20 protein-coding genes are annotated in these 26,343 nt (G+C 59.5%); 12 read left to right on the forward strand and 8 right to left on the reverse strand.

Features of this window, described 5'->3' with window-relative positions:
* Nucleotides 1-63 precede the first annotated feature (63 nt).
* From TBK1r_RS17905 to TBK1r_RS17945, 9 genes are all read left to right on the forward strand, one after another.
* Entirely contained in the window at nucleotides 64-462 is a 399-nt protein-coding gene (locus tag TBK1r_RS17905) for a hypothetical protein (protein ID WP_145213438.1), read from the forward strand.
* A gap of 254 nt (nucleotides 463-716) precedes the next feature.
* Nucleotides 717-1,871 (forward strand): ABC transporter permease, encoded by a 1,155-nt coding sequence (locus tag TBK1r_RS17910; protein ID WP_145213441.1) that lies wholly within the window; start codon nucleotides 717-719, stop codon nucleotides 1,869-1,871.
* A 22-nt stretch (nucleotides 1,872-1,893) separates the two neighbouring features.
* Nucleotides 1,894-2,421 carry a hypothetical protein gene (locus tag TBK1r_RS17915; RefSeq protein ID WP_145213444.1) on the forward strand — a complete coding sequence of 176 codons (528 nt, stop codon included), beginning with the start codon at nucleotides 1,894-1,896 and terminating at the stop codon, nucleotides 2,419-2,421.
* Nucleotides 2,422-2,423: 2 nt separating this feature from the next.
* Nucleotides 2,424-3,983, forward strand: coding sequence for a permuted SH3 domain-containing protein (locus TBK1r_RS17920; protein ID WP_145213447.1), 1,560 nt, complete (start codon nucleotides 2,424-2,426; stop codon nucleotides 3,981-3,983).
* Entirely contained in the window at nucleotides 3,984-4,715 is a 732-nt protein-coding gene (locus TBK1r_RS17925) for an ABC transporter ATP-binding protein (RefSeq protein ID WP_145213450.1), read from the forward strand.
* Between the two features lie 241 nt (nucleotides 4,716-4,956).
* Complete coding sequence (locus TBK1r_RS17930; protein ID WP_145213452.1) at nucleotides 4,957-6,090, forward strand: ABC transporter permease; 1,134 nt, start codon at nucleotides 4,957-4,959, stop codon at nucleotides 6,088-6,090.
* Between the two features lie 215 nt (nucleotides 6,091-6,305).
* A complete protein-coding gene (locus TBK1r_RS17935; RefSeq protein ID WP_419581481.1) occupies nucleotides 6,306-7,682 on the forward strand; it encodes a neutral/alkaline non-lysosomal ceramidase N-terminal domain-containing protein in 1,377 nt (458 codons plus the stop codon).
* Nucleotides 7,683-7,901: 219 nt separating this feature from the next.
* Nucleotides 7,902-9,113: a sialate O-acetylesterase gene (locus tag TBK1r_RS17940; protein ID WP_145213458.1), complete on the forward strand. Its 1,212-nt coding sequence runs from the start codon at nucleotides 7,902-7,904 to the stop codon at nucleotides 9,111-9,113.
* Between the two features lie 56 nt (nucleotides 9,114-9,169).
* Nucleotides 9,170-10,105 carry a hypothetical protein gene (locus TBK1r_RS17945; protein WP_145213461.1) on the forward strand — a complete coding sequence of 312 codons (936 nt, stop codon included), beginning with the start codon at nucleotides 9,170-9,172 and terminating at the stop codon, nucleotides 10,103-10,105.
* Between the two features lie 92 nt (nucleotides 10,106-10,197).
* Here the strand turns inward: TBK1r_RS17945 and TBK1r_RS17950 are convergent, their stop codons facing one another.
* Nucleotides 10,198-13,437 carry a hypothetical protein gene (locus TBK1r_RS17950; RefSeq protein ID WP_145213463.1) on the reverse strand — a complete coding sequence of 1,080 codons (3,240 nt, stop codon included), beginning with the start codon at nucleotides 13,435-13,437 and terminating at the stop codon, nucleotides 10,198-10,200.
* 136 nt (nucleotides 13,438-13,573) lie between these two features.
* The gene (locus TBK1r_RS17955; RefSeq protein ID WP_419581482.1) at nucleotides 13,574-13,984 is read right to left on the reverse strand and encodes an FKBP-type peptidyl-prolyl cis-trans isomerase; all 411 of its coding nucleotides are present in this window, start codon (nucleotides 13,982-13,984) and stop codon (nucleotides 13,574-13,576) included.
* A 243-nt stretch (nucleotides 13,985-14,227) separates the two neighbouring features.
* Here TBK1r_RS17955 and TBK1r_RS17960 point away from each other — a divergent pair, with 243 nt between their 5' ends.
* Complete coding sequence (locus TBK1r_RS17960; RefSeq protein WP_419581483.1) at nucleotides 14,228-16,042, forward strand: ABC transporter substrate-binding protein; 1,815 nt, start codon at nucleotides 14,228-14,230, stop codon at nucleotides 16,040-16,042.
* On the forward strand, nucleotides 16,039-18,147 hold the full coding sequence (locus TBK1r_RS17965) for a methyl-accepting chemotaxis protein (RefSeq protein ID WP_145213466.1): 2,109 nt from the start codon (nucleotides 16,039-16,041) through the stop codon (nucleotides 18,145-18,147). Before TBK1r_RS17960 ends, TBK1r_RS17965 begins: the two co-directional genes overlap by 4 nt.
* Here the strand turns inward: TBK1r_RS17965 and TBK1r_RS17970 are convergent.
* The 6 genes from TBK1r_RS17970 to TBK1r_RS17995 all read right to left on the reverse strand — a co-directional run bounded on the left by TBK1r_RS17970 (nucleotide 18,066) and on the right by TBK1r_RS17995 (nucleotide 25,073).
* Complete coding sequence (locus TBK1r_RS17970; RefSeq protein ID WP_419581484.1) at nucleotides 18,066-19,700, reverse strand: PAS domain-containing sensor histidine kinase; 1,635 nt, start codon at nucleotides 19,698-19,700, stop codon at nucleotides 18,066-18,068. The genes TBK1r_RS17965 and TBK1r_RS17970 overlap by 82 nt on opposite strands.
* Nucleotides 19,701-19,831: 131 nt before the next feature.
* Nucleotides 19,832-21,706 (reverse strand): C45 family autoproteolytic acyltransferase/hydrolase, encoded by a 1,875-nt coding sequence (locus tag TBK1r_RS17975; protein WP_419581485.1) that lies wholly within the window; start codon nucleotides 21,704-21,706, stop codon nucleotides 19,832-19,834.
* A gap of 82 nt (nucleotides 21,707-21,788) precedes the next feature.
* Nucleotides 21,789-23,213, reverse strand: a complete 1,425-nt coding sequence (locus TBK1r_RS17980) for an MBL fold metallo-hydrolase (protein ID WP_145213472.1) — start codon at nucleotides 23,211-23,213, stop codon at nucleotides 21,789-21,791.
* A gap of 34 nt (nucleotides 23,214-23,247) precedes the next feature.
* The gene (locus TBK1r_RS17985; protein WP_145213475.1) at nucleotides 23,248-24,072 is read right to left on the reverse strand and encodes a sulfite exporter TauE/SafE family protein; all 825 of its coding nucleotides are present in this window, start codon (nucleotides 24,070-24,072) and stop codon (nucleotides 23,248-23,250) included.
* The gene (locus tag TBK1r_RS17990) at nucleotides 24,060-24,614 is read right to left on the reverse strand and encodes a rhodanese-like domain-containing protein (RefSeq protein ID WP_145213478.1); all 555 of its coding nucleotides are present in this window, start codon (nucleotides 24,612-24,614) and stop codon (nucleotides 24,060-24,062) included. The genes TBK1r_RS17985 and TBK1r_RS17990 overlap by 13 nt, the downstream gene beginning before the upstream one ends.
* Nucleotides 24,615-24,737: 123 nt before the next feature.
* Nucleotides 24,738-25,073: an ArsR/SmtB family transcription factor gene (locus tag TBK1r_RS17995; RefSeq protein ID WP_145213481.1), complete on the reverse strand. Its 336-nt coding sequence runs from the start codon at nucleotides 25,071-25,073 to the stop codon at nucleotides 24,738-24,740.
* 183 nt (nucleotides 25,074-25,256) lie between these two features.
* Here TBK1r_RS17995 and TBK1r_RS18000 point away from each other — a divergent pair, with 183 nt between their 5' ends.
* Nucleotides 25,257-26,252, forward strand: a complete 996-nt coding sequence (locus TBK1r_RS18000; RefSeq protein ID WP_145213484.1) for a potassium channel family protein — start codon at nucleotides 25,257-25,259, stop codon at nucleotides 26,250-26,252.
* The last annotated feature ends 91 nt before the right edge of the window (nucleotides 26,253-26,343 follow it).

A 26,343-nucleotide genomic window follows, 5' to 3' on the forward strand; every position in this document is an offset into this window, starting at 1 on the left:
CAACATCGTAGTTGCCGAGGCATCGAACTTGCCAGTTGTGTGACCGAGAGCTAGAATCATTGCATGAACTCCCCTTTTCTTGCCCTGCTGTTGATCGTCAACTTGTTGGCGTGTCCGGTGCGTTGCCTATCGTGTGAGACGAAGGTGACGGTGGGCGAGGACCGCCCGGTGGAGACGTGTTCGTGTTGTTCACATGACGACCAGGCTCCCGCCTCGGAGCAGCCCGCCCCCTGCGGCGATGACTGCAGTTGCCAAAGCTGCATCTGCGAAGGGGCCGTCATTCAGGCCGATAGTGAGTTGCCGGACACGGAACTCCTGGTCAGCTGGGAACAACTGCCCCCGGCGACGGTCGCTTGCCTCGCCGGACAAGGCGACTTTCTGACGCGTCACGCGTTCGCCTCGGCCGGGCAACTTCTTTGCGGTCGCGATGTGCGCGTAGCGCATCAATCTTGGCTGATTTGAACTAGCCAGAACATTTGAACCGGATGGACGAATGTAGGGCATGCTGTGCTGTAGGGCATGCTGTGCATGCCAACTGTCACGCACAGCGTGACCTACCCGTCTGATCGATCGGTCGATCCCCGAGCGGATGAACCCCGAGCGGATGAACAAATGTGGGGCATGCTGTGCATGTCATCTATCACGAGGGCATGCCGTGCATGCCAACCGTCACGCACAGCGTGACCTACCGAATACAACGTTTGAGTTTTCATTTGATGTTACTTCCCTGGGAATACGGTGTTCGCAATCTGGCTCGTCGGCCGGTGCGGACGGCATTGACGCTCGTCGCCTTGGCGACGGTGGTGATGCTCGTATTCGTGGTCGTCGGTTTCATTCGTGGCTTGGAACAATCACTGTCTGTCAGCGGTGACCCCGACGTCGTCTTGGTCTATTCGGTGAACTCCGAAGAAAACATCGAGAACTCGTCGATCGCCGCTCGAACTCCGGCCCTGTTGACCGCCAGTTTGCAAGGGACGGTCAAACGGTTCGGCGTGACCCATGTTTCGCCTGAGCTGTATCTGGGGACACGGGTCAAAAGCGAATCGGCCGACGGAGGTCTGGGACTGGTTCGTGGCGTCACCCTGGCCGCACCGCTGGTCCGCCGGTCGGTCCGGTTGACCGGTGGCGACTGGCCGGATGCGGGCGAAGTGATGGTGGGCCGGTTGGCGGCGGCAAAACTGGGCAGCTCGGACGAAGCGATGGCGGTCGGCCAAACCATCGAGTTTGAAGGCCGGTCGTGGAGGATCAGCGGTCGCTTTGCCGCGGGCGGTGCGGCGTACGAGTCGGAGATCTGGTGCAACCTGGGCGACTTGCAAACGGCAACGAAGCGTCAGGATTTGAGTCTCGCGGCGATGCTGTTGACACCGGGCAGTTCGCCCGCGGAAGTCAAACTGTTCTGCAAGGAACGCACCGACTTGGAACTGCGTGCGAGCCGCGAAACCGATTACTACGCGACCCTGCAACAGCACTATAAACCGGTTCGATTGCTGGCCTGGTTCGTCGTCGCTCTGGTGTCCGGTGCGGGGGTCTTTGCGGGTTTGAACATGATGTACGGCGCGGTGGCTGGACGGGTTCGTGAAATTGCGACGCTGCAAGCGATCGGATTTCGTCGACGTGCGATCCTCGTCAGCCTGATCCAGGAAGCCGTCTTGTTGGCGGCGGCCGGTTCACTGCTCTCGGGTGGGATCGCGTTGACAATGCTCAACGGCATGGCCGTGCGTTTCACGATGGGTGCGTTCACATTGCGCATCGACAGCGTCGCAATCTTGATCGGTTGCGGCGTCGGATTGTTACTGGGCGTCTTGGGCGCGTTGCCCCCGGCGTTGAAAGCGTTGCGATTGCAAGTCGCAACGAGTTTGAAAGCAGTTTAGAAATTTACCAAGGAGATTGAGAATGAAGTCGTTTTTTAACTTCGGTCTGGCCGCATTGCTATTGATCGCGTCGGGATGCAGCGACAAGGCTGACGTCGCATCGACGCCAAACCAAGAGACCGCGACCGCGGCGGCGTCGCCGTATGCCGCCGAAAGCGAACCCGACGGAGCGATACCGGTCGGCGAAGCACGCGAGAACACCGAGGACGGCCAGGATGTCACTTTGGTCGGCCTGGTCGGCGGATCGAGCGAACCGTTTGTCGACGGCTTGGCCGCATTCACCATCGTGGATCCCAAAGTGCCCTACTGTGCCGACGACGAAGGATGCCCGACGCCTTGGGATTATTGCTGCCAAACGGATGCGGTGAAAGACAACATTGCGACCGTCAAGATTGTCGACGACACGGGCAATCCGGTGGCCCAAGACGCCCGCGAGTTTCTAAGCGTCAAAGAACTGTCCACCGTGGTCGTCACCGGAAAAGCCCAGCGCGATGACCAAGGCAATCTGACCGTTGCGGCCAAACAAGTCTTCGTCCGACCGGGCAAGTAGTCATGGCGAACACTCCGCTCGACCTCAGCCAACTGGCACTCGACCGTTCGCCTCGGGAAGACGCGACGCCGACCAAACCGCGCCGCAAGCGTTGGTTGACTCGGTACGTGTTGCCGATCGGGATCCTGTGCGCGTTCCTTGCCTTGTTGGCTGCCGCCGCGGGCCGGGGGCTGATGCCACGGCCCTCGGTCACGGTCGTGCCGGTGGTCGTCAAGCGAGCGGAGGTTCAGCAAGCCGGAACGACGTTGTTTCAATCGCCCGGCTGGATCGAGCCCCGGCCCACCGCGATCAGCGTCCCCGCGTTGGCGCCGGGCGTGATCGAAGAACTGCTGGTCGTCGCGGGACAACATGTCAAAAGAGACGAAGCGATCGCCAAATTGATTTCGATCGACGCAGAACTGAACGTCCAGCAAGCAAAGAACTTGCTGGCGATTCGGCAAGGCGAACTCAAGCGGGCCATCGCCGAGCGCGACGCCGCCAAAATCCGTTTGGACAACCCCGTGCATTTGCAGGTGCAACTGGCCGACGCACAAAGCATGTTGGCGAAATCCAAAACGGAACTCGCCAAGCTACCCTTCCTGATCGATGCCGCCCAAGCGAACGTCCAATACACCCTCAGCAGCATGGAAGGCAAACGCTCAGCCAAGGGAGCCATCTCAGGAAACATCATCGCGCGGGCCGAAAGCGATCACGCTGCCGCGCTGGCAACGCTGCAAGAATTGCAGCAGCGCCAACCGCACTTGCAGCGTGAAGCCGATGCGTTGAACGAAAAGGTGACCGCGCTCAAGCGGCAGCTCGAACTGCTGATCGAGGAAACACGCCAATTGCAAGAGGCCGAAGCCAAGGTTCAAGCGGCCGAGGCGTTGCGAGATGAAGCCAAACTACAAGTGCGACAGGCCGAACTGTTGCTACAGCGCAATACCATTCGTGCACCGATGGACGGTCGGGTGCTACGGCTGATCGCGGCACCGGGGACACGTGTGATGGGACTGACATCCAACGGCAGCCACAGTTCGAGTACGGTGATTGAAATGTACAACCCCGATCGCTTACAGGTGCGCGCCGATGTCCGGCTGGAAGACCTTCCCTTGGTGACGCCGGGGCAACCCGTTCAAATCCAAACAGCTTCCTCGGCAGAGATTATCCAAGGTCGCATGCTGCAAACGACCAGTTCCGCGAATGTTCAAAAAAACACATTGGAAGTCAAAGTGGAATTGATCCAGCCGCCGTCGACGGTCAGCCCTGAAATGCTGGTCACGGCGACATTTCTCGCCCCGGCGGTTGCGAAATCAACCAATGAGTCGACCGAAACCGAACGCATGTTTGTCCCCAGTCGCCTCGTTCAGTCGGGCGATTCGGGGACATTCGTCTGGGTCGTCGACGCCGACGACATCGCGCGTCGGCGGACCGTGGAACGAGGCGGATCGGGCGATGGCGGATTGGTCGAAATTAAATCGGGACTGAACGTGACCGACAAGCTGATCAGCAGTGGCTTGGACGCAGTCAAACAAGACAGCTCCGTTCGCGTGACAGGCGACGATCAAAACATGGGGATCAAATAAATGGCATTGGTAGAACTGCGTGGCGTGTGCAAAAGTTTTCGCAAGGGCGATGAAACAATCACACCGCTGGACCACATCGATTTGGACATCGACGCGGGAGAGTTTGTCTCGTTGATGGGTCCGAGCGGCACGGGCAAGAGCACATTGCTTAATCTGGTCAGCGGCATCGACCGACCCGATGCAGGGACGATCACCGTCGCCGGAACCGAAGTGACGAAACTGTCGCGAAGCAAACTGGCCGACTGGCGGGCGGCAAACCTCGGTTACATCTTCCAGACGCACAATCTGATTCCCGTCCTGACCGCGTATGAGAATGTGGAACTTCCGACGCTGTTGTTGAAATTAACTTCAACAGAACGTCGACAACGTGTCGAGTTGGCGTTGGAGGCGGTGGGGCTGAGCGATCGCGCCGACCATTACCCACGCCAACTCTCCGGCGGACAAGAGCAACGCGTCGGCATCGCCCGTGCAATCGTGGCCCACCCACAAGTCGTCGTGGCCGACGAGCCGACCGGCAGCCTGGACACGGAAACCAGCGAGCAGGTGCAAACGCTGCTGCAACGATTGAACAAAGAACTCGATATCACGATGCTGATGGTCACCCACGACAGTGATGTCGCCGCGATCGCATCCAGACAGTTGGTGCTCGATCGCGGAAAGTTTTTGGAACAGAGCGGAACAACACCCACGAGAAAAGCGGAGGGCGACGAGATGATCAAGCAGTTCGGATAGTGGGCCGGGCCTGGACGGTCGATTTACGTTGTCGACCCATTTCCGCCGAACCGGTTCCGCAATTTGCCAACGACGACGGTCATCAGCCGATTCGCGCAAGCGTTCGGGCCTCCGTTTGATGGCCGCTGCGAAAATCAGGTAAGAAGATTTACCTCTCCACCGAGCCCAATCAAGTCGCTGGAATTCAGGGTCGAAGGCGGAATGCCCGGGCCTCGAAATCCGTTTCACCGCAGATTGAACCATGACCACTTACGTTCTGAAAACCCTTTGGCGTCACCGCACGCGAACGTTGCTGACCGTGACCGGTGCGGCGGTGGCCATGTTCGTGTTCTGCTTTGTCGGTTCGGTGCAAGAAGGCTTGCATCGGCTGACGACGGGAGCGGACGCCGATCGCAGCTTGATCGTGTTTCAAGAGAGTCGGTTCTGTCCGACCAGCAGCCGATTGCCGGAAGACTACTCGCGAAAGATCAAGGAGGTTGCCGGCGTACGGGAGGTGATGCCGATTCAGGTTTGGACCAACAACTGCCGCGCCAGTTTGGACATCGTTGTGTTTCAGGGAGCGGACCCGGAGCAGATCCGGAGAACGAGGCCCCTGACGTTGACCGAAGGCGATTGGCAAACCTTTTCATCCCAGCGTGACGCCGCGATCGTCGGCCGCAATGTTGCCCAGCGGCGCGGGTTGAAGAAAGGGGACCAGTTTTCGATCGGAGAGATTTCGGTCAACGTCACGGGCATCTTTGAATCTTCGGTACCCTCGGAAGAAAACCTGATTTACACCAGTCTGGCATTTCTGCAGTACACACGCGGACTGGACGCGGCGGGACTGGTCACGCAACACGAAGTTCGGTTGACCGATGACGCCGATCCGGATCGTGTTGCCAGCGAAATCGATGCCGTCTTGCGATCCGGCCCCGTTGCCACGCGGACACGACGCAAAGGTGCGTTTCAGGCCAGCACGCTGTCGGATCTGGTCGACTTGATCGGCTTTGCCCATTGGCTCGGATACGCCTGTGTCGGCTTGGTGCTGTCCCTCGTCGCCACCACGACTGTGATGAGTGTTCAAGACCGCATCAAGGAATACGCGGTGCTGCAAACGATCGGCGTGCGACCGCTGCGGGCGATGCGGTTGGTGTTGGCCGAAAGCACGATCTTATGCGTCGCCGGGGGCATCAGCGGCACGCTGCTGGCGCTGGCGGCGCTCGAAATCGGCGGCTTCGCCATCGGTGCCGAAGGCGCCACGATTTCATTTCAGCCTTCGCTGGCGTTGGCCGTCACCGGCACGCTGGTTTCGGTGTTCGTGGGCTTGGCCGCGGGAATCGCACCGGCGGTTCAGGCCGCCAGCGTCCCGATCGTCAACGCGTTGCGGCAAGCCTAGTCGTCTACCGCGGCTCAATATTCGGGTAGTGGACGAGGCGACGAGTCCTCTGTAGTCGGCATCTTGGCAAGGACTCGTCGCCTCGTCCACTACCGCCTACCCGAAAACCAAGGTGTGGCGGAATACTAGCGTCCCTCGCTCGTCGAGAACCGCTTACGGGTACAATGCTCGATCTCAACTTGACCCACAAACGCGTTCGATGGAACCTATCAACGATGCTCAAACGTTACATCCTTGCTCCCGTCTTGATGCTGCTCTTGATCGCTCCCGCGCGGGCGGACGAGGGATGGCAAGCGGGTGTCGCGAAGCAGAACATCACGCCGGACGGTGCGATGTGGATGGCCGGTTATGGCAGTCGCGATCATCCCTCGGAAGGTAAATTGACCGACTTGTGGGCCAAGGCCCTGGTGCTTCAAGACACGTCGGGCAATCAAGTCGTGCTGATCACGTTGGACCTGGTCGGCATCGATCGCGAATTGGCGATGGCGATCACCGACCAGATCCAGAGCGTCCACCAGCTCGATCGATCGCAGATTGCGATCTGCTGTTCACACACACACACCGGCCCGGCGCTTAAGAAGAACCTCGCACCGCTGCACTACCTGATCGTCGATTCGGATCAGCAGCAGAAGATCGAGGCATACGAGGAGCGTCTGCAGCACCAAATCCTGGCCGCCGTCGATGATGCCTTCGCGCACCGACAACCGGCCGAACTCTCCTGGGGCTCGGGAACAGCGACCTTCGCGACCAATCGGCGTGAGAACCGGCCCGAAGGCAACGTTCCGCAGTGGCGACGGGAAGGGACATTGAAAGGCCCCGTCGATCATGATGTCCCGGTGTTGGCGGTCAGGGACCGCCAAGGAAAACTGATCAGCGTGGTCTTCGGCTATGCCTGTCACGCGACCGTGCTGGGCGTTTATTCCTGGTCGGGCGACTACCCCGGTTTCGCCTGCGCGGCGTTGGAAGCATCGCATCCCGATTCGATCGCGTTGTTTTGGGCGGGCTGTGGTGCGGATCAAAATCCGCTGCCGCGGCGAACCGTTGAACTCGCCAAACACTACGGGCGACGACTCGCGACGGCCGTCGAAACGGTGTTGATGACGATTCAGATGCAGCCGCTTGCCCCGAAGCTGAAATCGAGTTTTCGTGAGATCGATCTGCCGTTGGGAACGCTTCCGTCGCGTGAGCAGATCGAAGCAAACTCGCGATCGAAGAACAAATGGGAGGCGGCGAGGGCAACGATGTTGCTCGAAAAACTCGATCGCGGCGAGTCGCTGGCGCAGACGTATCCCTACGCCGTCGGCAGCTGGACGTTGGGTGACGACATCGACATGGTGTTTCTCGGTGGCGAAGTCGTCATCGATTACGCGTTGCGTTTGAAAAGCGAATTGCGTGGGCAACAGTCGTGGATCGCGGGTTACGCCAACGACGTCATGGCGTACATCCCCTCGCGGCGCGTGTTGCAGGAAGGTGGCTACGAAGGCGGCAGCTCGATGGTCTACTACGGTCTTCCGGCCCACTGGTCACCCGAGGTCGAACGCCACATCGTCGACGAAGTGCATCGGCAATTGGCGGATTCCGGGAGCGAATAGACCCGTCGCGATCGATCGACGCGCCAATCGGTCATGCGATTCGTGACACCCGCTTCGCGACGAGACGCATGCGAGTTGGCCCATTCCCGATTCCAACGCCCGGTCAACAGACGCGTTACAATCGTCTGCGTGCCCACCCGAGCGTCACCTCGCCCGCCCGAATGTTCGTCGTTTCGTTTCCTTCATCGCCCCCATCCCGCGGCAGCAAGGCTCACCCCCATGAGAACGCAATCCATTGTCTTCCTCACGCTTTGCCTGTTCTTCGTCCCGCACCTTGATGCGAAGGAACCGCTCAAGGTCTACATCCTTGCCGGTCAGTCGAACATGCAAGGGCATGCTCAGCTTTCGACCTTTGACCACCTCGCCATGGATCCTCGGACGGCGCCGATCTTGGCCGAGATGCGAACGGCCGACGGAACACCACGGATCTGTGACCAGGTCTGGATCTCATCGATCGGCAACGACGGAACCGAACAGGAACACCACGGTCGATTGACGGCCGGTTATGGAGCGATGGGTCGGGAGCCCAAAATCGGCCCCGAGTTAACCTTCGGGATCTACATGCAGAAACAGCTCGATGAACCGATCCTGATCATCAAAACGGCGTGGGGCGGCAAATCGCTGCACACCGATTTCCGACCCCCGAGTGCCGGTCCCTATGAATTCAATGAATCGCAGTTGGCGTCGATGCAAAAGCAGGGCAAAGACATCGACCAGATCAAGCGAGACCGTGCCGAGGCAACCGGCCGCTATTACCGGCTGATGATTGATCACGTGAACCAAGTCGTCGGCGACATCCAACGTGTCTACCCGGATTACGATCCGCAGGCAGGGTACGAGATCGCCGGCTTCGTTTGGTTCCAGGGATGGAACGATATGGTCGCCCGAGACGTGTATCCCAACCGGGACAAACCCGGTGGGTACGATCTTTACAGCCGCTTGCTGGCCGACTTCATTCGCGACGTCCGCAAAGATCTTTCGGCACCCGAAATGCCATTCGTGATCGGCGTGATGGGGGTCGGCGGTCCGATCGACAAGTACGGCCCCAGCCAGCAGCGATACAAAAGCACCCACGATGGTTTTCGAAAGGCCATGGCCGCACCGGCCGCGATGCCGGAGTTCCAGGGGAATGTCGCGGCCGTCCTGACCGAAAACTACTGGGACGCCGAACTGGACGAACTAAAGAGCCGCGGCGGCAAGATCAAAGCGAAGTCCCAGGAATTAAACAAAGACCCCAGCCTCAGCCGCCAGCAACGCGAACAGGCCTTGGCCAAATTCCGCGAAGAACTCTATTCGCCACGCGAGCTGGAAATTTTAAAGGGAAGCTCCAATGCCCAATACCATTACAATGGATCTGCCAAAATCATGGCACAGATCGGCAAGGGATTCGCCGAAGCGATGGCCAAGCTGAGCGAATCAGGGACTGAGTAAGGTTCTCACGGAATGAAACGCGGATTTTGAGTACTGAACACCAACCTGGGCGAGTGATGATGAAACGATTGAATCAATGGTCGGTCCGCGCACCACGAATCGCATTAGTGATCGCCGCGGCGTGGGTCTTGTGCTCGTTTGCGTCGTCAAGTGATGCCGCTGACAACAACGACAAGTCAACATTCTCCAAAAAGCTGGCAGCCGACCAACCGTACGGCGACACGCACACGCCAACCAATTTCTCGTCCGCCAGCGCATCGAGTTCGTCTTCTTCACAGAGCGATTCCAATGGCCGGACCCGAAGTCGCAGCGAAGCGACGGCGACCGCCACCGGAAACGCGGCCAGTTCGGCAGCGGCGAACGGTCAAGCCCGTTCGCTCAGAAAGCAAGACGGACAAGCGGCGCAGAAAAATCGAGCCGCGAGTTCGGCGCGGGCGAAAGCCAAAGGCGACGCGGCACCGACCGATCGCTATCCCAATTTAAAATCGCCGCAAGAAAACACGCTCGCGACTTCCACCGCAACGGTGGTCAAAAACGGCATCAAGATCACACGGTCGATCAAAGCGACTGACGAGGGAACGGTGACGACCTTGGATGTGGTGACCAAGACGGATGAGCTTTCGGTGCTCGACGGCCGCGACGGCTCGATCGAGGTCCGTGTCCGCGATCGCAACAAGAACGCCGCCGGAAAGATCGATGAGCAAGTTTATTCCGCCGCGTCCCGTGACGAACTCAGGAAGCAATCACCGAAACTGGTTCGCAAAATCGAGGCCTTTGAAAAAATTGCAGGCACGGTCCGTGCATCGGTGGATCCCCCCTCGGCGAACGCGTTCGGCAAAACCGCCGACGATCCTTTGCAACCACTGGAATTTGGGCAAGCCGGCAAGGCCAAGCAAATGATGAAGCAGCAACTCGAAAACATGCTCCAGCAGAACCCGGACAACCCGGAACTGCAAAAGATGATTCGCAAGCTGCTCGATCAGCAGCGCTAACTGCCATCGCCGCCGATCAACGCCATCGCCGCCGATCAACGCCATCGCCGCCGATCAACGCCATCGCCGCCGATCAACGCCATCGCCGGTGATCAGCGCAATCGCCAGCGGACACTGCTGCGAAGTCCGTCGTCCTCGAATTGCATGTTCAGCTGGATCGAATCGATCCGGTTCATCAATCCGAAAGGCTGCTGCGGGTCGAACGCCGGTTGACGCTGCCGGGTCGGTTCACCGTAGGTGTCGCTGACCATTCGGAAATCGGTCCAACGCCATTGGTCACCGGCCAGTTGGCGGGGATAGAACCCGTACAATCGCTGATGTTCCGCCGCCGCCTGTTGCACGCTCTCGGATCCACTAAGCATGAAGGGATAGAGCCGGCCGAGTCCAGACATGACGGCTTGGCGATTGGCGTCCGACGCGGCGGCGAAAAGCCCCGGCAGTTGTTCCTTGCAGGCCGACGGAGAGACCTGCAGCAGGGCGGCATTCAAATCAGCCGGTGCGACACTGACCACCCGATCGTTGCTGGACCAGGGGATATTGCGAATCACCAAGTAGTTGTCGACCACTTCGACGCCATACCGCAGCTTCACGACGCCCAACACGTCCATCGTCCAAACCCATTCGTCCCGATCTCCGACTTGGTAGAACGAAGCCCGGAAGTCGCGGTCACGTCGCTCGCTCGAGAGACCCGACAGAGCTGCTTGTCGCAGGTATTGCGACGTCCGCTCGGGCGACTTCGTTTCGACCAGAATGCTGCAGGGACGCGTCAACATGGACAGCGCGACCGGGATCATCATCATTTGGCTGCCACCGCCCCGCAGCACATTGCCGCCGAAGGCACCGAAGATGTCGCCACTTCCCATCGCAATGATCGGATCGGCGTCAAAGACTGCGACGTGCACGCTGGGGCCAAAATCGTCCATCATCGCCGGGCTTGCGCCGGAATAACGTGTGAAGAACTCCGAGAAATTCCCGGCCACCACCTGCCAGGCCATGTCTTTTAAATTTGCCGAAAACTGCAGCACCGGTGTCGGTTCCACGATCGGCACACGCAGCGTGGTCTGGTCGTCCTGGTGCGCCATGAACATCTTCAGTCCGTTGTAGATCGAATTGTCGACCAGCGGCAGAATGAACGTGGACAGTTCCAGTTGATCGCGACCGACATCATCCAATCGAATCGCGATCGGATCGAAAAAGCGACGCCAATACCGGGAGTAGTTTTCGACATACTGACGGTACGCTTCCGCTTCGGCCGGCGTCACTTTGTCCAACGGCACTTCGGGCAACGTCCGCATGCGAGGCAAAGAATCATAGTGCTCGCTGCGCACCAGTCCGTTGGCGTCGACCATCATGTCCTCACGCTGCCAGCCTTGCGGAAGGTGCCCGCTGTCCACCAGGGCGGGCAGCGAATCAATGTTGGCATGACCATCCAATCGCGCGAGCATGACTTGGGCGGTCAGCGCCTCCATCTTGGCCTTGGCAATCACCCGCCTGCGTTGACCGATCTTCATTCGCGGCCCCACCAGTCGTCGCACGAACGGATCGGACAGATACGCATACAAACGTGTTTCTTCGTTGACCGGCAATTGCGTCAACATGTAGCGAAACTCCGCGCTCGCCCCCAGACTGTCCGCACCGTCTCGCGCGTGCAGATCGATGGCTTGTTGCAGTTCACCGCGGTGGGTACTGGCGAACAAAAGGTCGTCTCGGAGGGCTAAATACGCCGGGTCACCCGATTGAGTCGGCAACTCCATGACGGACTCGGTGCCCAGATCGGATGCGCCGAGCAGTCCCAGCAGGTTGCGCAATAGTTGTGGCTGTCTCAATCGCGCCACAATCGTCACATCGGTGCCATCGATAAAAAACAGATCCGGCGCGAACAACGCCAGCTCGCTGGTCAAGCCAGACGTCAACACGGCATCCACCCAATCCCGGGTCATTCCCAGTCGTGCGAGATAACGCGATTGCAGGTTGTACTGAAGGCAATTGCCCGTCAGCGTGGTACCGATGCTGGCGATGAAGGGTGCCCCGGTATCCAGCAGCGCCGAAATCGACTCGGGTTTGCCCACGTAAACAAAGAAGCGGTCCGGCGGCACACAACGGGCCATGTCGAGACTGCCGCCCGGCTGCCCGTCCAACATCTTTTCAAACGGATGCGATTTGACTTCGACACCCGCAAGTGAATCCACATCGATCGTCGCCGCTTGGCCCGAATCGGTCGCGCGCAGCTGTTGCAGTTGAAGGGTTTCTTCGATGGCGGCGCGGCCTCCCAAGACGGAAAACGTCGAGAGATTGCGTGGCGGATCGGCGTCCTGCTGAGCGGTCCGGCCCGTCTGATCCCAGACCTGTAACACACCCCCGTCGGCTGCGATCGCGTAGGGTCTCCACGCGAATTTCCTGGCGTCGGCCAGTCGCTGGCGCAGGTCCGCGTAGGACGATTCGGATCCGTTTGTGGCGTCCCACCGAATCGTCTGCTCAGTGTTCAGCACTTGGTTGTCGACCTGCAGTTCCAGCGGTTGGACAAGCGGTTCGCCGGACACCAGCACCAATCGGTACTGCAAGTTGGGTTGCTCGGCGGCGAGTTTGGCGCTGTCACGGTTGATGATCGGGCGAATCTTCACCTGCTGGGCTTGAATCAATTGCGGGTCAATGGCGACGCGTTCGCATTGGCCGTCGGTGTACAGCACCCAGTGTTTTCCGTCGTCGACAAACGGGCGCACTTGGAACGCCAAGACGGATCGATTTTCGCGCGCGACGGTTTGTCGCTGCTTCGGTTGGGACGGGGAAAACTGGAACCGGACGTTGGGGATCAAATGAACAAAGGGACCTTCCAGCGGCTCGCTGTCGATGAAATCGGTGAGCTCCTCGATCCGGAAATTGGCGGTCCCCCAACGCTGTGCCACGTAGTCCCACCGCTTGTCCTTGGCCAAGTCGGCGATCGAGCCTGGTCCCACGCCCTGTCCGTCCTGGGCGTACTGACGACAGGCCTCGAACCCCATTTGCACCTGCCAGCGACCGTTACGGATTTGACGTTCTTCCAATGCCGCGTACATCCGCTTGCCCAGCTGCCGCAGCCGCGAGGGTTCGGTCGGCATCAGGTACAACTCGCGGACAGCAGCGTGGGACTCGGGCGTCCGGATTCGCCACAGGCCATCGGCCGGTAGTGCAATGGTCCCGACGTAGGCATGCAGTGGTCCGTCGGCGATCCGGCCATGTGACGTGTCACCGACGACCGTCTCGGCCTTGCCCGAAACCGTCAGCAACTGCAGCGTGACCAGACAGGCGACAACTCGAGATCCGATTGGCCAGGAGGGGAGTGTTCGATGGCACATGACAGCGGTTCCTGGAACGAGATGCAACACGAGTCGTGAGCCGAAAGCTCATTCTCGACGGTTCAGCCTATGGCATCAGGGAGCCCGTGGCGAACGGCAGCGTGTGCAAAATCTTCGGAATCGCCAAATCGTGCGTTCAGAAGACGCGAATCACTTCCACGACAAAATGGAGTGTGGCGTTGGGCGGAATGAGGGGCGCGCGGCCATCCTCACCGTAGCCCAATTCCGCTGGAATCTCCAACTCGATCATTCCGCCTTCACCGACCAGCTGTAACCCTTCGGTGAATCCCGGGACGACTTTTTGAAGCGAGAAAATCACCGGCTCTCCCTGGGAATAAGAGCTGTCGAAGACGGTTCCGTCATCCAGTTTTCCCAAGTAATGGACACGCACATGGCCACCAGGCTGAGCTGTCTTTCCGTCCGACCGACGCAACACCCGATACTTCAGCCCTGATTTCGTCGTCGTAAACTCCTGCGGCGCGTCCGCGTCGGCCGGCCCCGGACCGGGCATCAATCCGGAACATCCGGTCGCCAAACAGAGAGCCATGCAAAGTAAGCCGACCCGTGACATCCCAACGGTGTGCATGGTGTGCGATCCTGACGAAAGTTTTAAAAGCAGAGGAAAGGGCGACCGATTCGGGCACGCGCGGAGAGCGGCCATCGGGCCGGACAAAGCATAGATTCACGGGAAAGCCTTTCACAAGCCCGGTAGAAATCGCATCATCGGATACGGCCAGCAGCTATCATAAACGGAGGGGGAGTGCGTGTCCCACGAGCCAAAGGTGCTCCAATGAGTTCAACAACCTTGGAAAATCGCCTCGGGGTGCTGTGCACCCTGATGGCTGCGATGTGGTTTGCGTGGCCGCTGGGCCAGCCGGCACTGTGTCAGCCGGCACTGGGGCAATCTGCGCTCGGTCAGCCGGCGCTCGGTCAGCCGGCGCTCGGTCAGCCGGCATTGGGTCAGCCGGCGGCACGGCAACGCATCCAGCCGGTCAGATTGAGAGACGACGATGCCGGCCAGCGGTTCGTGGACCGTCTGGTCCCCGGCTCGCACGTCAAGGTTTTCATTCCCAGTCTGCCCTACATCTACATCTCGCACGCCATCAATGGTGCGATGATCAAGCCCAGCGACAATGCCCGGGGCTGGGATTACGACATGGCGACGTCGCATGAGCAGATCGACGACACCACCTACGAATTCAAACTCCGCCAAGGCGTTCAGTTTCAGGATGGGACGCGTTTCGATGCCGATGCGGTGGTCAGGAACATGGACGCCTTCAAACTGGCTCCCACACTTTACAGCAAAATCGACCAGGTCTTTGATCGCTGCGAAAAAGTCGACGAGTTCACGGTCAGGTTTTTGCTGAAAGAAAAGTACGGCTGTTTCATGAACGATCTGATCTGGATGCAGTTCTACAGTGACGAATACCTGAAGCTCAATGGATGGAATGGAAAGGCAACCTGCCCCAATCTTTCCGCTCCCGGACCCTACGGCCTGGGCCCCTACATCTTGACCGAAGGTTACGTCGAAGGCGATCGCCAAACCCCTAAAGCCGTCCTCAAAGCGAACCCGAACTATTGGGACCAGCGGTATCCCAAAATCGAAACGATCACCGTATTCACGGAACTGGACAGTCGGCGGGCGAAGAACAGTGTCTTGGAAACCGAGGGCGAGCTGGACATCGCCTTCATCCCGCCGGAATACAAAGTCGACACGATCCTGTCCCCATACGCCAAACTCGTCACCTCGCCGACGACGAACAACATCGCGATCCACATGAACCTGATCAACGGCAATCCCAAGCTGTTGGAGGTTGACGTCCGCCGCGCACTCAACGAAGCCTTGCACCAACGCAATCTCTGGCACTTCGTCTTCGATCGTGAAGCCACGTTGTCTCCGACCCAGGCGTCACCCTTCTTTCCCGGCATGCGAAAAGCCACCCAGTTGTTGAAGCCGTACTCCGAACTAGAAGACCCGTACGATGCCGCCAAGCGAGCTCAATTGAAACGGCGGCTCAACGGGCTGCGTCTCAAAGTCCTGACGCAAAACCGCTACATGGATTTGTGGCGCAGCATCGAAACCCAATTGGGCTACGTCGGCGTGACGTTGGACATCGAGGAAGTCAAAAGCGAAAAGGAAATCTTTGATCCGTTACTGACCACCAATCGAGATCAAAACGAAGTCCAATGGGATCTGTTGGTGTGGGGCAACGACGACTGGTTTTTCAACCATCCCTTCACCGCCTTTCTCGTCTATCGGACGCACAACGTTTGGAGCACGATTTTCCCGGATCCCATCTTGGATGGTTACATCGAAGAAATGTTCCAGGCGAGTGTCGAAGATCCGGGATTCGACGAGATCACCTACAAGATTGTCAAACGCGTCTACGACCAGGCCTACATGCTGTTCGTGCCAACGCCAAACAATGTCTTTGCGGTCAACAAAGAAGTCGGGTTCAAACCGTACCGCATGGCCTGTTATCCGTTGTGGAAAATCCAGGTGACTGACCAGCACTGGTCGGTCCGCAAGGGAGCTTACCCGGAAGCAAGAAAAGAGCCGATGAAAGTGACGCGCATTCAATTCGACGCCGGAGAGAGCCCATGAAAAACCGAGGCGTACTGGGAAAACTGTTGCTGCTAGTGGGGATTTCTGTCGTCGCGTTCTGTGCGGTGGGCATCTTCGGCATCGTCAGCAACAAGAGAATTCACGATTCGGTCGACCGTGTTCGCTTGTCGGCCGAACAGTTTCAAAAGGGCGCATTGAACATCACCGATCCGCTCAGCGAACTCAGGCAACTGACGCTGACGATGGTGATGGCGCCGAATTTGGAACTGCAGGAGCAACTCAACGACGAGCAGCGATTGCTGACCAATCGGCTGGACCAGACGTTCAACCAGTGGGACCTTGCGGCGAACAGCCGACGTGAGAAGGAAGCGTTCCAGAACCTCCGCGCCAGCTGGGAGGACTACCGCGAGATCAAAGATTTCACCGTCGACAAGGTCATGGGCGGATACCGTGAGGAGGCGTTCATCAATGCGATCCGGGCGGAAAACGAACAATTCCAGGTGGTCAACGACCACGTGCAAGGATGGCAGCAGGCGATCATCGCCGACGCCGAAGCCGTCAATCAGTCAGCCGGCGAGATTGCCGACAATGCCTTCCTCGTGTTCATCTTGGCGATCGTGATCGCCACCGCACTGATCGGCGGATTCGGTTTCATCACCACCCGCAGGATCGTCGGTCCGATCGAAACGTTGAAGAAGACGGCATCAAAGATCGCCGAGCACGCGTCGAGTGCGACGATCGGCGAGGCACTGGACGAACGCATTGATGTTCATTCCAACGACGAACTCGGCGCGCTCGCACGCGCCTTCAACACGATGATCGGGAACATGCACGCGGCGATGGAAAAACTGGACGTGGCCGAGAAACGCACCCAAGCGATCTTAAATTCGACGGCCGATGGCATCCTGACGATCGATGCCAAGGGCACCATCCAATCGCTCAACGCGTCCTGCGAATCGCTGTTGAAATACCGGGCGTCGGAGTTGCGTGGGCAGGCGGTCACCGCCATCATCCCCAGCTTTCGATTCAACGGACGCGCCCCGGCTTCGACCGCCGCCACTGCCAGCGCCACCACCACCGCCACGGGCCGAGCCCCCCGATCCGATCGCCATGGCGATGAGAGTGAAGCCTACGGCGTGGACAAGCAGGGCCGCCAGGTCCCCATCGCGCTGCGAGTGACCCAAATGGAGTTTTCAGGAGAACGGATCTTTATCGCGACGCTCCAAGACATCGAGCGTCGTAAACAAGACGAGCAGGAACGAACGCGATTGTTTGAAGCCATTCGGGAAACCGTCAGCCACCTGTCGGTCGCCAGTTCCGAAATCTCCGCGACCATGAAACAGCAATCCCTGGGGATCGAAGAACAGGCCAGCGCGGTCACGCAAACGTCGTCGGCCGTGGAAGAAGCCGCCCGAACGGCCCAGGAGTCCATGCATCTGGCCAACGAGGTTGCCGAAGCCTCGCGGCGGGCCGACGAAGTCGGACGCTCGGGACGCAAGGCGATTGAAGACACCCGGGTTTCGATGAACACCGTGCGGGAACGGGTCGAATCGACCGCCGACAGCATTCTGATGTTGGCCGAACGCGCACAAGCGATCGGAGAAATCATCACGACCGTCAACGAAATCGCCGACCAAACGAATCTGCTGGCACTCAACGCGGCCATTGAAGCCTCCCGCGCGGGCGAAGCCGGCAAGGGGTTTTCGGTCGTCGCCGCGGAGGTCAAATCGCTGGCCCAACAAGCCAGGCAATCCACCGGCCAAATCCGCGAGATCTTGAGCGAGATTCAGCATGCCACCAACCACGCGGTGCTGGCGACCGAACAGGGCACCCAATCGGTCGGCGATGCCAGCGGCGTCGTCGTCAAAGCCGAGCAGACGATCGAAGCGTTGGTGACCATGGTCGGCGAGGCATCACGCGTTGCCACGCGGATCGTGACCGCGTCCAGCCAGCAAGCGACCAGCATGGACCAGATCACCGAGTCGATGAACCAGATCGATCGGACAACCCGGCAGGCGATGGCGGCCACTCACCAAACCGCCCATTCGGCCGAAGACTTGAATCATCTGGGAAGTCGTTTGGCCGAACTGTTGGCAGACGATGCCTCGGTCGATCGACTTACCCCGGCATCACATTCGGCCTGAGTTTCGGCCTGAGCATTGGACTCTCCCGGCGAGTGCGGCAAGGTGAAATGGACGACCAATCCGCCCTGCCGATGCGGGGTCGCCCAGATCCGGCCGTCGTGGGCTTCGACGATCGTGCGGCTGATCGACAACCCCATCCCCAGCCCGTCTTGTTTGGATGTGAAGAACGCGTCAAACAATTGGTCCTGCTCCTGCTCCGGCACGCCAATCCCCGTGTCCTCCACCGAGACCTGGACCATTGCCTCGTCCAACGCAGTCCGTACCGTGATCCTACGGAGTTCGCGGCCGGTGACCGCTTCAAGTCCGTTGCGAACCAGATTGACGACGACTTGCTCCAACTGCACACGATCGGCATAGACGATGATCGACGATGGCGATAATTCCAGACGGATCGATGCGTCCGCGACGTGTGTCATTGGCGTCAGAATTGCCACCGCATCGCGAATCACCGCATTCATGTCCAGCGTGGAACGGACTCCATCGGTTTTGCCCACGAACGCTCGCAAACGCCGGATGATCTCGCCGGCTCGCACCGCCTGCTCGGCGATCAGGCGATTCAATTCTTGCAGCGTTTGCCCCAATTCGTCCGGGCAGTTTTCGAGCTTCTTCTCGGCGACGGCCGCAAAGTTGGCAATCGCGTAGAGCGGTTGATTGACCTCGTGCGCAATACCGGCGACCAACTCTCCCATCGTCGAAAGCCGTGACACATGCGCGAGCTGGGCCTCTTTTTCGCGCAGCTGATTTTCCGCCTGCTTGCGCTGGGTGACATCACTCATGAAACAATAGTGGCCGTCGTGCTCGCCTCGCGCATCGAAGGTTTTCACCAACAACAATTGCTTGAAGAACACCGATCCGTCTTTACGCCGCGCGCGGCATTCCAGCGTGGCACGGCCCTCACGCAACATCGTTTCATAGCCTTCGCGGGCCAGCGGTACACCGTCTTCGGGGACGGTCACCGTCCAGGACTGACCGAGCAACTCCTCGGGCTGATACCCCAACATCTCGGCGTACTGCGGCTTGACCATGATGAAACGCCCCTCCCGGTCCAGCCGCGAGATGCCTTGCATCGCATTCTCAATCGCCAGATTCAGCTGGTCGAGTTCCTCGTTCGCTCGCTTTTGGTCGGTGATATCAATGTCGATTCCGATGAAGCCGGTCGGGTTCCCGGACTTGTCGGTGACCAGCGAAATGATCGTGGATGCCCAAAACCTGGATCCGTCTTTTCGCCGCTGCTGATACACGCCTTTCCAAGATCCGGTCTCAAAGACCTGCCGCATGCGTTCACGTTCGACCCGCTCTTCGTCCGGCTCGACGATAAACGTGACGGGTTTACCCACGACCTCTTCCGGCGTGTAGCCGTACAATTCCTGGGCGCCGCGTCCCCAGTACGTCACCTCGCCGTCCAGGTTGGTGCCGATGACCGATTCTTGCACGCTATCGAGCAACTGCGACTGATAGTGCTCGCTCGTCGTCGGCTGGCCTGGTCGGTTCGCAGATTCGAACTCAGCCAGCTGCGTGCGCAGCGATTCGATTTCGTTTTTTAATTCATCCATGGCCGCACGATGACACCGTATCTTGGGTGCTAATCCGCCTAGCATAGCAGATTTGTCCCACGTAAACGTTGCCGTTCTCGCATCCGATCAAACGTGAAGTCAGCCAGGTGCTGCTACAGCAGCGAAACTCATCATCGGCGCGGATGATTCACGGAGGGAGCTAACGTCAACAGTTCACGCAGATCCAAACGAACATAGGGGCGTTCTGCGGCGGGGTGTCGGTGGTCGGCGTTGGACACGTACATCACTTGATCGGCGGGAACGAACAGCACGTTGTGCAGATTCGACTGCATCGCGACCGGTCGGCTCATCAGCCATTTGCCCACGTCGGCATCGATCTGACCATACTTTTCTTGAACTCGCTGCCGCAGGACTTTCAGACGATCACCCGCTGAAAGGACCACGGCGTCCTGGATGCCTTCGCCCAGTCGTCGATCGGCTTGGCCCGGCTGAATGAACTCGATCGAGTCGGGGTCGGCGGCGACACCGACGGCGCGATTGGTCTTGCCATCGGCGAAGACATAGTAATATTCGCAGGTCCGGGGGCTGTCACGCCACAACGCGATCACTTCATCGAGTGTGCTGCACTCTTCGAGCGCCCGCCGCATCAACGTCGCCATGGGCACACCGTCCCAGCGGCCTTCGCCGCCGCCACCCATTTCACCGAGCGAGATGGCTTGGGCGTTCATCCCGCTGACGCTGCCGATGAAACCGGCGTATCCGACGTTGGCAAAAGGAATCTGCCCGTCGGCGGCAACAATGAAGGTGGTCGCCGAATCTTGCAAGCCGATGGTGGTCATGTAATCCAGCACCCGGCCATGGTAAAGCTTGCCATCTCGCGTCGCCTCACCGAAGACCGCAAAGCCGCTGCAATGAAACAGTTCCGGAAAGACGTTCAGCGAATCAACCAAATCTTCATCCAGTCCGAGTGCCCGGGCCATCGCCCGCGTCTCGATTCGATGCCGATCGGGGATGTGTGGCGACAATCGTGCGAAGGCGGCATCCAAGTCGTGGCGGAACCATCGGCCCGTGCGAATCGTTTGCACGACGCCGAACGCGTGCAGCACCGAGTCGATGCAGGCCTGCGCTTCGTCGGTCAACAATTCGCCGTGGGCGCGACCGATTTCGCGAGGTGAACCGGAGAGTAAAACGACGCGATGCCCGTCGATCCACCGCAACCGACCGTTGGCGGTTTCCCGATCTCGCTTGCTCGGGCTCGTCAGCACCTTCGACGGCGCCAAAACCTCAACCGCTCGCCGGACCCCGCGGACCAATGTCCGCTCCAATTCGTCTCGCGGGATTTCAAGCTGTTTCATGGCGGGCCAGTCGTCCACGCCGGCCATGGCGCTGGGTTGATCGGCAAGGACCAGATCCAACTGCACATCATCCGCCCGGACCTGCAGCGAACCGCCGGACTGAAAGGAAAACGCTGCCGAGTCGCCTGCGCGTCCGTGCCGCGTCGCGGGATCATAGGTGATGCCGGCAAAGGCCTTTAGTGCGGCCGTGATGGCAGCCGCGTCCGGGGACGCCAACAACGGCGCGTACGTCGAAAGCGTCGTCCGCGTGGAAATCAATCGTTGCGACAATCCACTGGGCGACAGCGAATCGGCCACCGTCGCATCGCCTCGACCGACAAACACCACGCCGTGTTTGGGCAGCGCGAATGCCGTGGCACCCTCGCGGCGGCGAATGCGTGCCTCGTAGTCCTTGTGTTCCAGATCCAGATCGAACGCATGGATTCCATAACGGGCAAGTCGAATCTTGATCGTCTGCACGTCGCCATCGATCGGCACGTCCGCACGGCAGTGAATTTCAAATTCCTGCTGCGAACCTGAAAGCAGATCCAGATACGGCTGCAATTTCACAGCCAGCGGATCGATCGTCGATCCGGTATCGCCGCCGCGGGCCGTACCGGACAGCAACACGAGCCCCAGCAGCATCGTCGGATAAAGAAAACAGAAACGCCTGAACCAATGCCGGCGAGTGCCCCGAGAAAAACCTGCCACGATCGCGCTCCAGTAAATGAGAATCCGCCAATTCCAACCGGCGCGATTGTACACGATCCGGCCGTCTCCACGGACCAACCAGTCAGCTGCTCATCGCCGGTTGCGGTTTCACGCTCGGCAATCCGTCGGCTTTCCAAGCGGTGTATCCGCCGTTCAGATTGACGACGTTTTTGAAACCCGCGGCCTGCAAAACGCTCGCTCCGATCGCCGAACGTGCACCGCTGCGACACTGGACGACCAGCGTCTGGTCGTGTGGCAACTGGTCGGCGCTGGCCGGCAATCGCCCCAGGAAGTGATGTCGGGCTTGATCGATGTGCCCGGCATTCCATTCGTCCTGTGACCGCACATCGATCAGTTGCACGCCACCCGATTCGATGCTGTGTGACAACTCGGCCGGCGACCCGGTGGCGTAGGCTTCGGTCGCCATCCCGGATGCTCGCACCGCTTCCACGTCGTAGCCGCCCGCAATCTCTTCGACGCCGATCTTGTGTAGCACCCGAGCCGCTTCCTCCAATTGCTCGGGCCGGCAAATCAGGTACGCCGGCCGGTCGTAATCGACCAGCCATCCCGCCCAAGCGGACAGCATGTCCAGTGGAATGTTGACCGTCCCGGGAACGTGCCCCTGGGCAAACTGCGGCGATGGCGTCAGATCGACCACCGTCCCCAGGCGGACGGCATCGGCAAGTCCGTCGACATCGAGCATCTTGTGGTGATGCCCCTTGCCGAGGATGCGTGGGCCCTCTTTATTCACACGTTTCATCACCGCAAAGTATTTGGGAGCCTCGGGCTGGTCGGCCAGAATGTATTGCACGAATGCTTCTTCGTCGCTGAACTGAAGCGCGGGGTTGAACCGTTTCTCGTAACCCACCGTGGACGATGGGATCGCGCCGAGCCCCTTGCCGCAGGCGCTGCCGGCGCCATGGGCGGGCCAGACCTGCAGATAATCCGGCAGCGTCTTGAACCGCTCGACCGACTCGAACAGATCACGGGCACCGCTCTGCGCCGTGCCCACCATTCCCGCCGCTTCTTCGAGCAAATCCGGCCGCCCGATCGAACCGACGAACACAAAGTCGCCGGTGAAGATGCCCATCGGTTTGTCCGCACCACCGCCTTGGTCGGTCAACACGAACGAGATGCTTTCGGGCGTGTGTCCGGGTGTGTGCATGACGTCGAAGCGGATGTTGCCGACCATGAAGTGATCGCCGTCGTGTAAACCTTCGCTGTCGTATCCGTCGAGAAATTGGTACTTCCACGCATCGGGACCTTCATCGGACACGTACAGTTTGGCGCCGACACGGTCGGCAAGCTCACGGGCCCCGGAAACATAGTCGGCATGAATGTGTGTCTCGGCGACCGCGGTGACTTTGAACCCTTCTTGATCCGCCATCGCCAGGTACTCTTCGATGTCGCGGCCGGGATCTACGACCACGGCCACGCCGGCCCGTTGGCAGCCGACCATGTAAGACGCGTGGGCGAGTTTCTGGTCGTAAAAATACTTGAGCAACATGATTCGTGTTCCCTCCTGAAGTGACGGGTTTGGATTACAACACCACTGATTTGAAGATCACAAAGACCGCGACCAACACGACCGCGATCGAAAATGTTTTTTGAAGCGTGGGACCTTTTAGACGCGTCGCGACGACGCCGCCCAGCCACATGCCCGCAAAACCACCCACCAGGAATTGCAGCGTCGTTTGCAGCGACAATTCGTTGCCGCCTACGATGTGCGATGCCACCCCGCTGATGCTGACCAGGACGATCACAAACAGCGACGTTCCGACGGCTTGATGGATCGCCATCCCGCTGAACAACACCAGCGCCGGGACGATCACAAACCCACCACCGACGCCGAACATGCCCGACAGCACGCCCGTCATCAGCCCCACGTAGACCAGCAACCGGGCACACCGAGAGGTCAACCGCAACTTCCCGTCGGCGTCCCGCTGACAGGCGCTCCGGTCCCGCCCCGGTTCGCTTTCGGTCGTGCAAACGCCGCTGGCCACCTTCGGGTTTTTGGCCTTGGCCCACATCCGCGACGCGACGACGAACATCAGCAGCGCGAACATCACCAGCAAGGCGTTCTCGGGGACGAGCTTCGACAGGTACGAACCCAGCGGCGCGCCCAGCATCCCGGCGATTGCGAATAAGAAACCCGTTCGCAATTCGATCTCGCCGCGAACCAGCCGCGGAATCGCCCCAAAGAATGCCGTTCCGCCGACCGCCGCCAGCGAGATCCCGACCGCCTCGCGCGGTGCGACCCCCAAGCCGTAAACCAACAACGGGACCGCGAACACGCCGCCACCGCCGCCGGTCAAACCCAACGCAAAGCCGACGAGACTGCCGAACAGGATGGCTAGGCCGAACATGACCCTTCGCAACCTCCGTCGCCACACTGGTTCCAGGGCATCTTGGCGATCATCGATGACATCGGGCAGTAACCCGTCAGCCCGGCGAACACCAAACCCGCCCCGATGAACGCGGAGAGCGCCACGAAGCCAGGGTGCACGAACTGCGCCAAGACCACGCCCAACACCGTCAACGTCCCGGCGGTGATTTGCATCTGCTGCCCAAGCGGCAACGATTTCTTGCCCCGCACAACAGGTAGCCCCGCTTTGTCCCACGCCAACGTGCCGCCTTCGACGTTGACCACGTTTTCAAACCCCGCGTCGATGAATCTCTGGCACGCCTGTTTCGAACGGTTCCCGCCGCGACAGATGACATACAAAGGCCGATCGGCAGCCCCGTTTCGCTCGGACATCACCCGGCGGGGGTCAAGCGATTCCAACGGAACGTTCCGCGCACACTCCGCGTGGACGGCGCGATACTCCGTCGGCATGCGGACGTCGATGACGTCGATTTCGGTGCGTTGCAGTTCTTCGGCCATACGCTTCATGTCAATGGTCTGCATTCGATTCTCCTGTCGTTTCCGATTGTGATTCCAATAGATCCCCACCTCGCAAGGCGACGATATGTCATATTCGCAACGGGCGATCCATGAGTGCCGTGGATCGGCGGAGCGATGGGGGCCGTGCTATTCCATTCCGCAGGTCAAAAACCTTCCTTCGATGCACGCCATCAATTGGGCCAGGTGGGGTTCGGCGACTTGGTAGTAAACCTTTCGGCCTTCCCGTTGACTGACCAAAAACCCACAGCGTTGCAACAGCCGCAAGTGCTCCGACGCCACGTTGTCCTGGATCTCACAGTCCTGGGCGATTTCGCCGACGGTATATCGACCGTGCAGCAACAACTGGACCGCCCGCAGTCGGACCGGGTGGGCGAGCGTTTTCAAGCACTCTGCGGCCGCGACAAAGTCACCGACATGCCCAGGCGGTTTGGTCTGTTCTTTGGGGTTCGTTCTTGTGGCCATCACTTCTCCGTGGTTCTCTTAATTCAATATATCGCCATGTCACGAGATGTCAATGCATCATTCTCGGCCGAAACGCAGGTTTTTGTCTCCGAACCGATGGAGCAAGGTCACGACGGACCGCGTATGCTGGTGGCTGCGAGGCCGGCTGTTTGCCTATGAAATCCCTCCACCACTTGAGAATCTATGCGTCGACTGGCTTGGACCATCACCGTGCTTGTGATCTTGACGCTGGTCGGTGTCGGCTGGTTTTGGTTGGTGGAAGGGTGGTCGCTGCTGGATTCGGCGTACATGACGGTGATCACGTTGAGCACGGTGGGTTACGACGAAGTCCGGCCGCTGACGGCCAGAGGCCGCATCTTCGTGATGGTCTATCTGGTCTTTGGATTGGGTGTGTTTCTATTCGCCGTCGTGCAATTCGGCGAAATGATTGTACGCGCCGAATTAAGAACTTGGTTGAGGAGACGAGGCATGAACTCGGCATTGAAGGCGATGAAGGACCATTTCATTATCTGCGGCTTTGGCCGCATGGGGCGGACGCTTTGTCGCCACCTGGCCGAGCGAAAGTTAAAGTTCGTTGTCATCGACCACAACGAGGAAAAACTGGCCCGCTGCGAAGAGCTCGGATGGCCCTGCGTGCGTGACGACGCGACCAGCGACCGCACGCTGCTGGACGCCGGCATCGAGCGCGCCCGCGGCATGGCGGTCGTCTTGGACAGCGATGCCGACAACCTGTACGTCGTGTTGTCGGCCCGCCTGATCGCGCCAAAGTTGCAGATCATTGTTCGGGCGATGGACGAGGACAGTGCGCACAAGATGGAAAAGGCAGGCGCCAACCGCGTGGTCAGTCTGCTCAGCTCCGGTGCCGCGACGATGGCGCAACTGCTGATCAATCCACAGGTCGAAGACTTTTTCGAGTTCGTCACCGGCACCGGTTCGGGCACCGCGTTGGACCTGGCCGAGATCCGTGTGACGGCCGAATCGCCGTGCGCGAATCATCCGCTGTCGGCAACCGATTTTCGTAACCGCGGGGTCATCATCGTCGCCATCCGACGGGCCGACGGGGAGATCCTGCTGCCGCCAACGGCGGAGACGATCATTCGCCCCGATGACGTGTTGATCGCCCTCGGGAAAGTTTCTGCCGTGTCCCAGTTCCTGACCAGCGAACAACTCTCCTCGTAACGGACGACCGGAGAGATGCCCCGCGAGAAACCATGAACGAACTGATTCCCGCCGTCAGCATTTGGCAGACGATTGCCGACTACTTTGCGTT

It is taken from the genome of Stieleria magnilauensis, from assembly GCA_007753675.1.
GTDB classification, from domain to species: Bacteria; Planctomycetota; Planctomycetia; order Pirellulales; family Pirellulaceae; genus Stieleria; species Stieleria magnilauensis.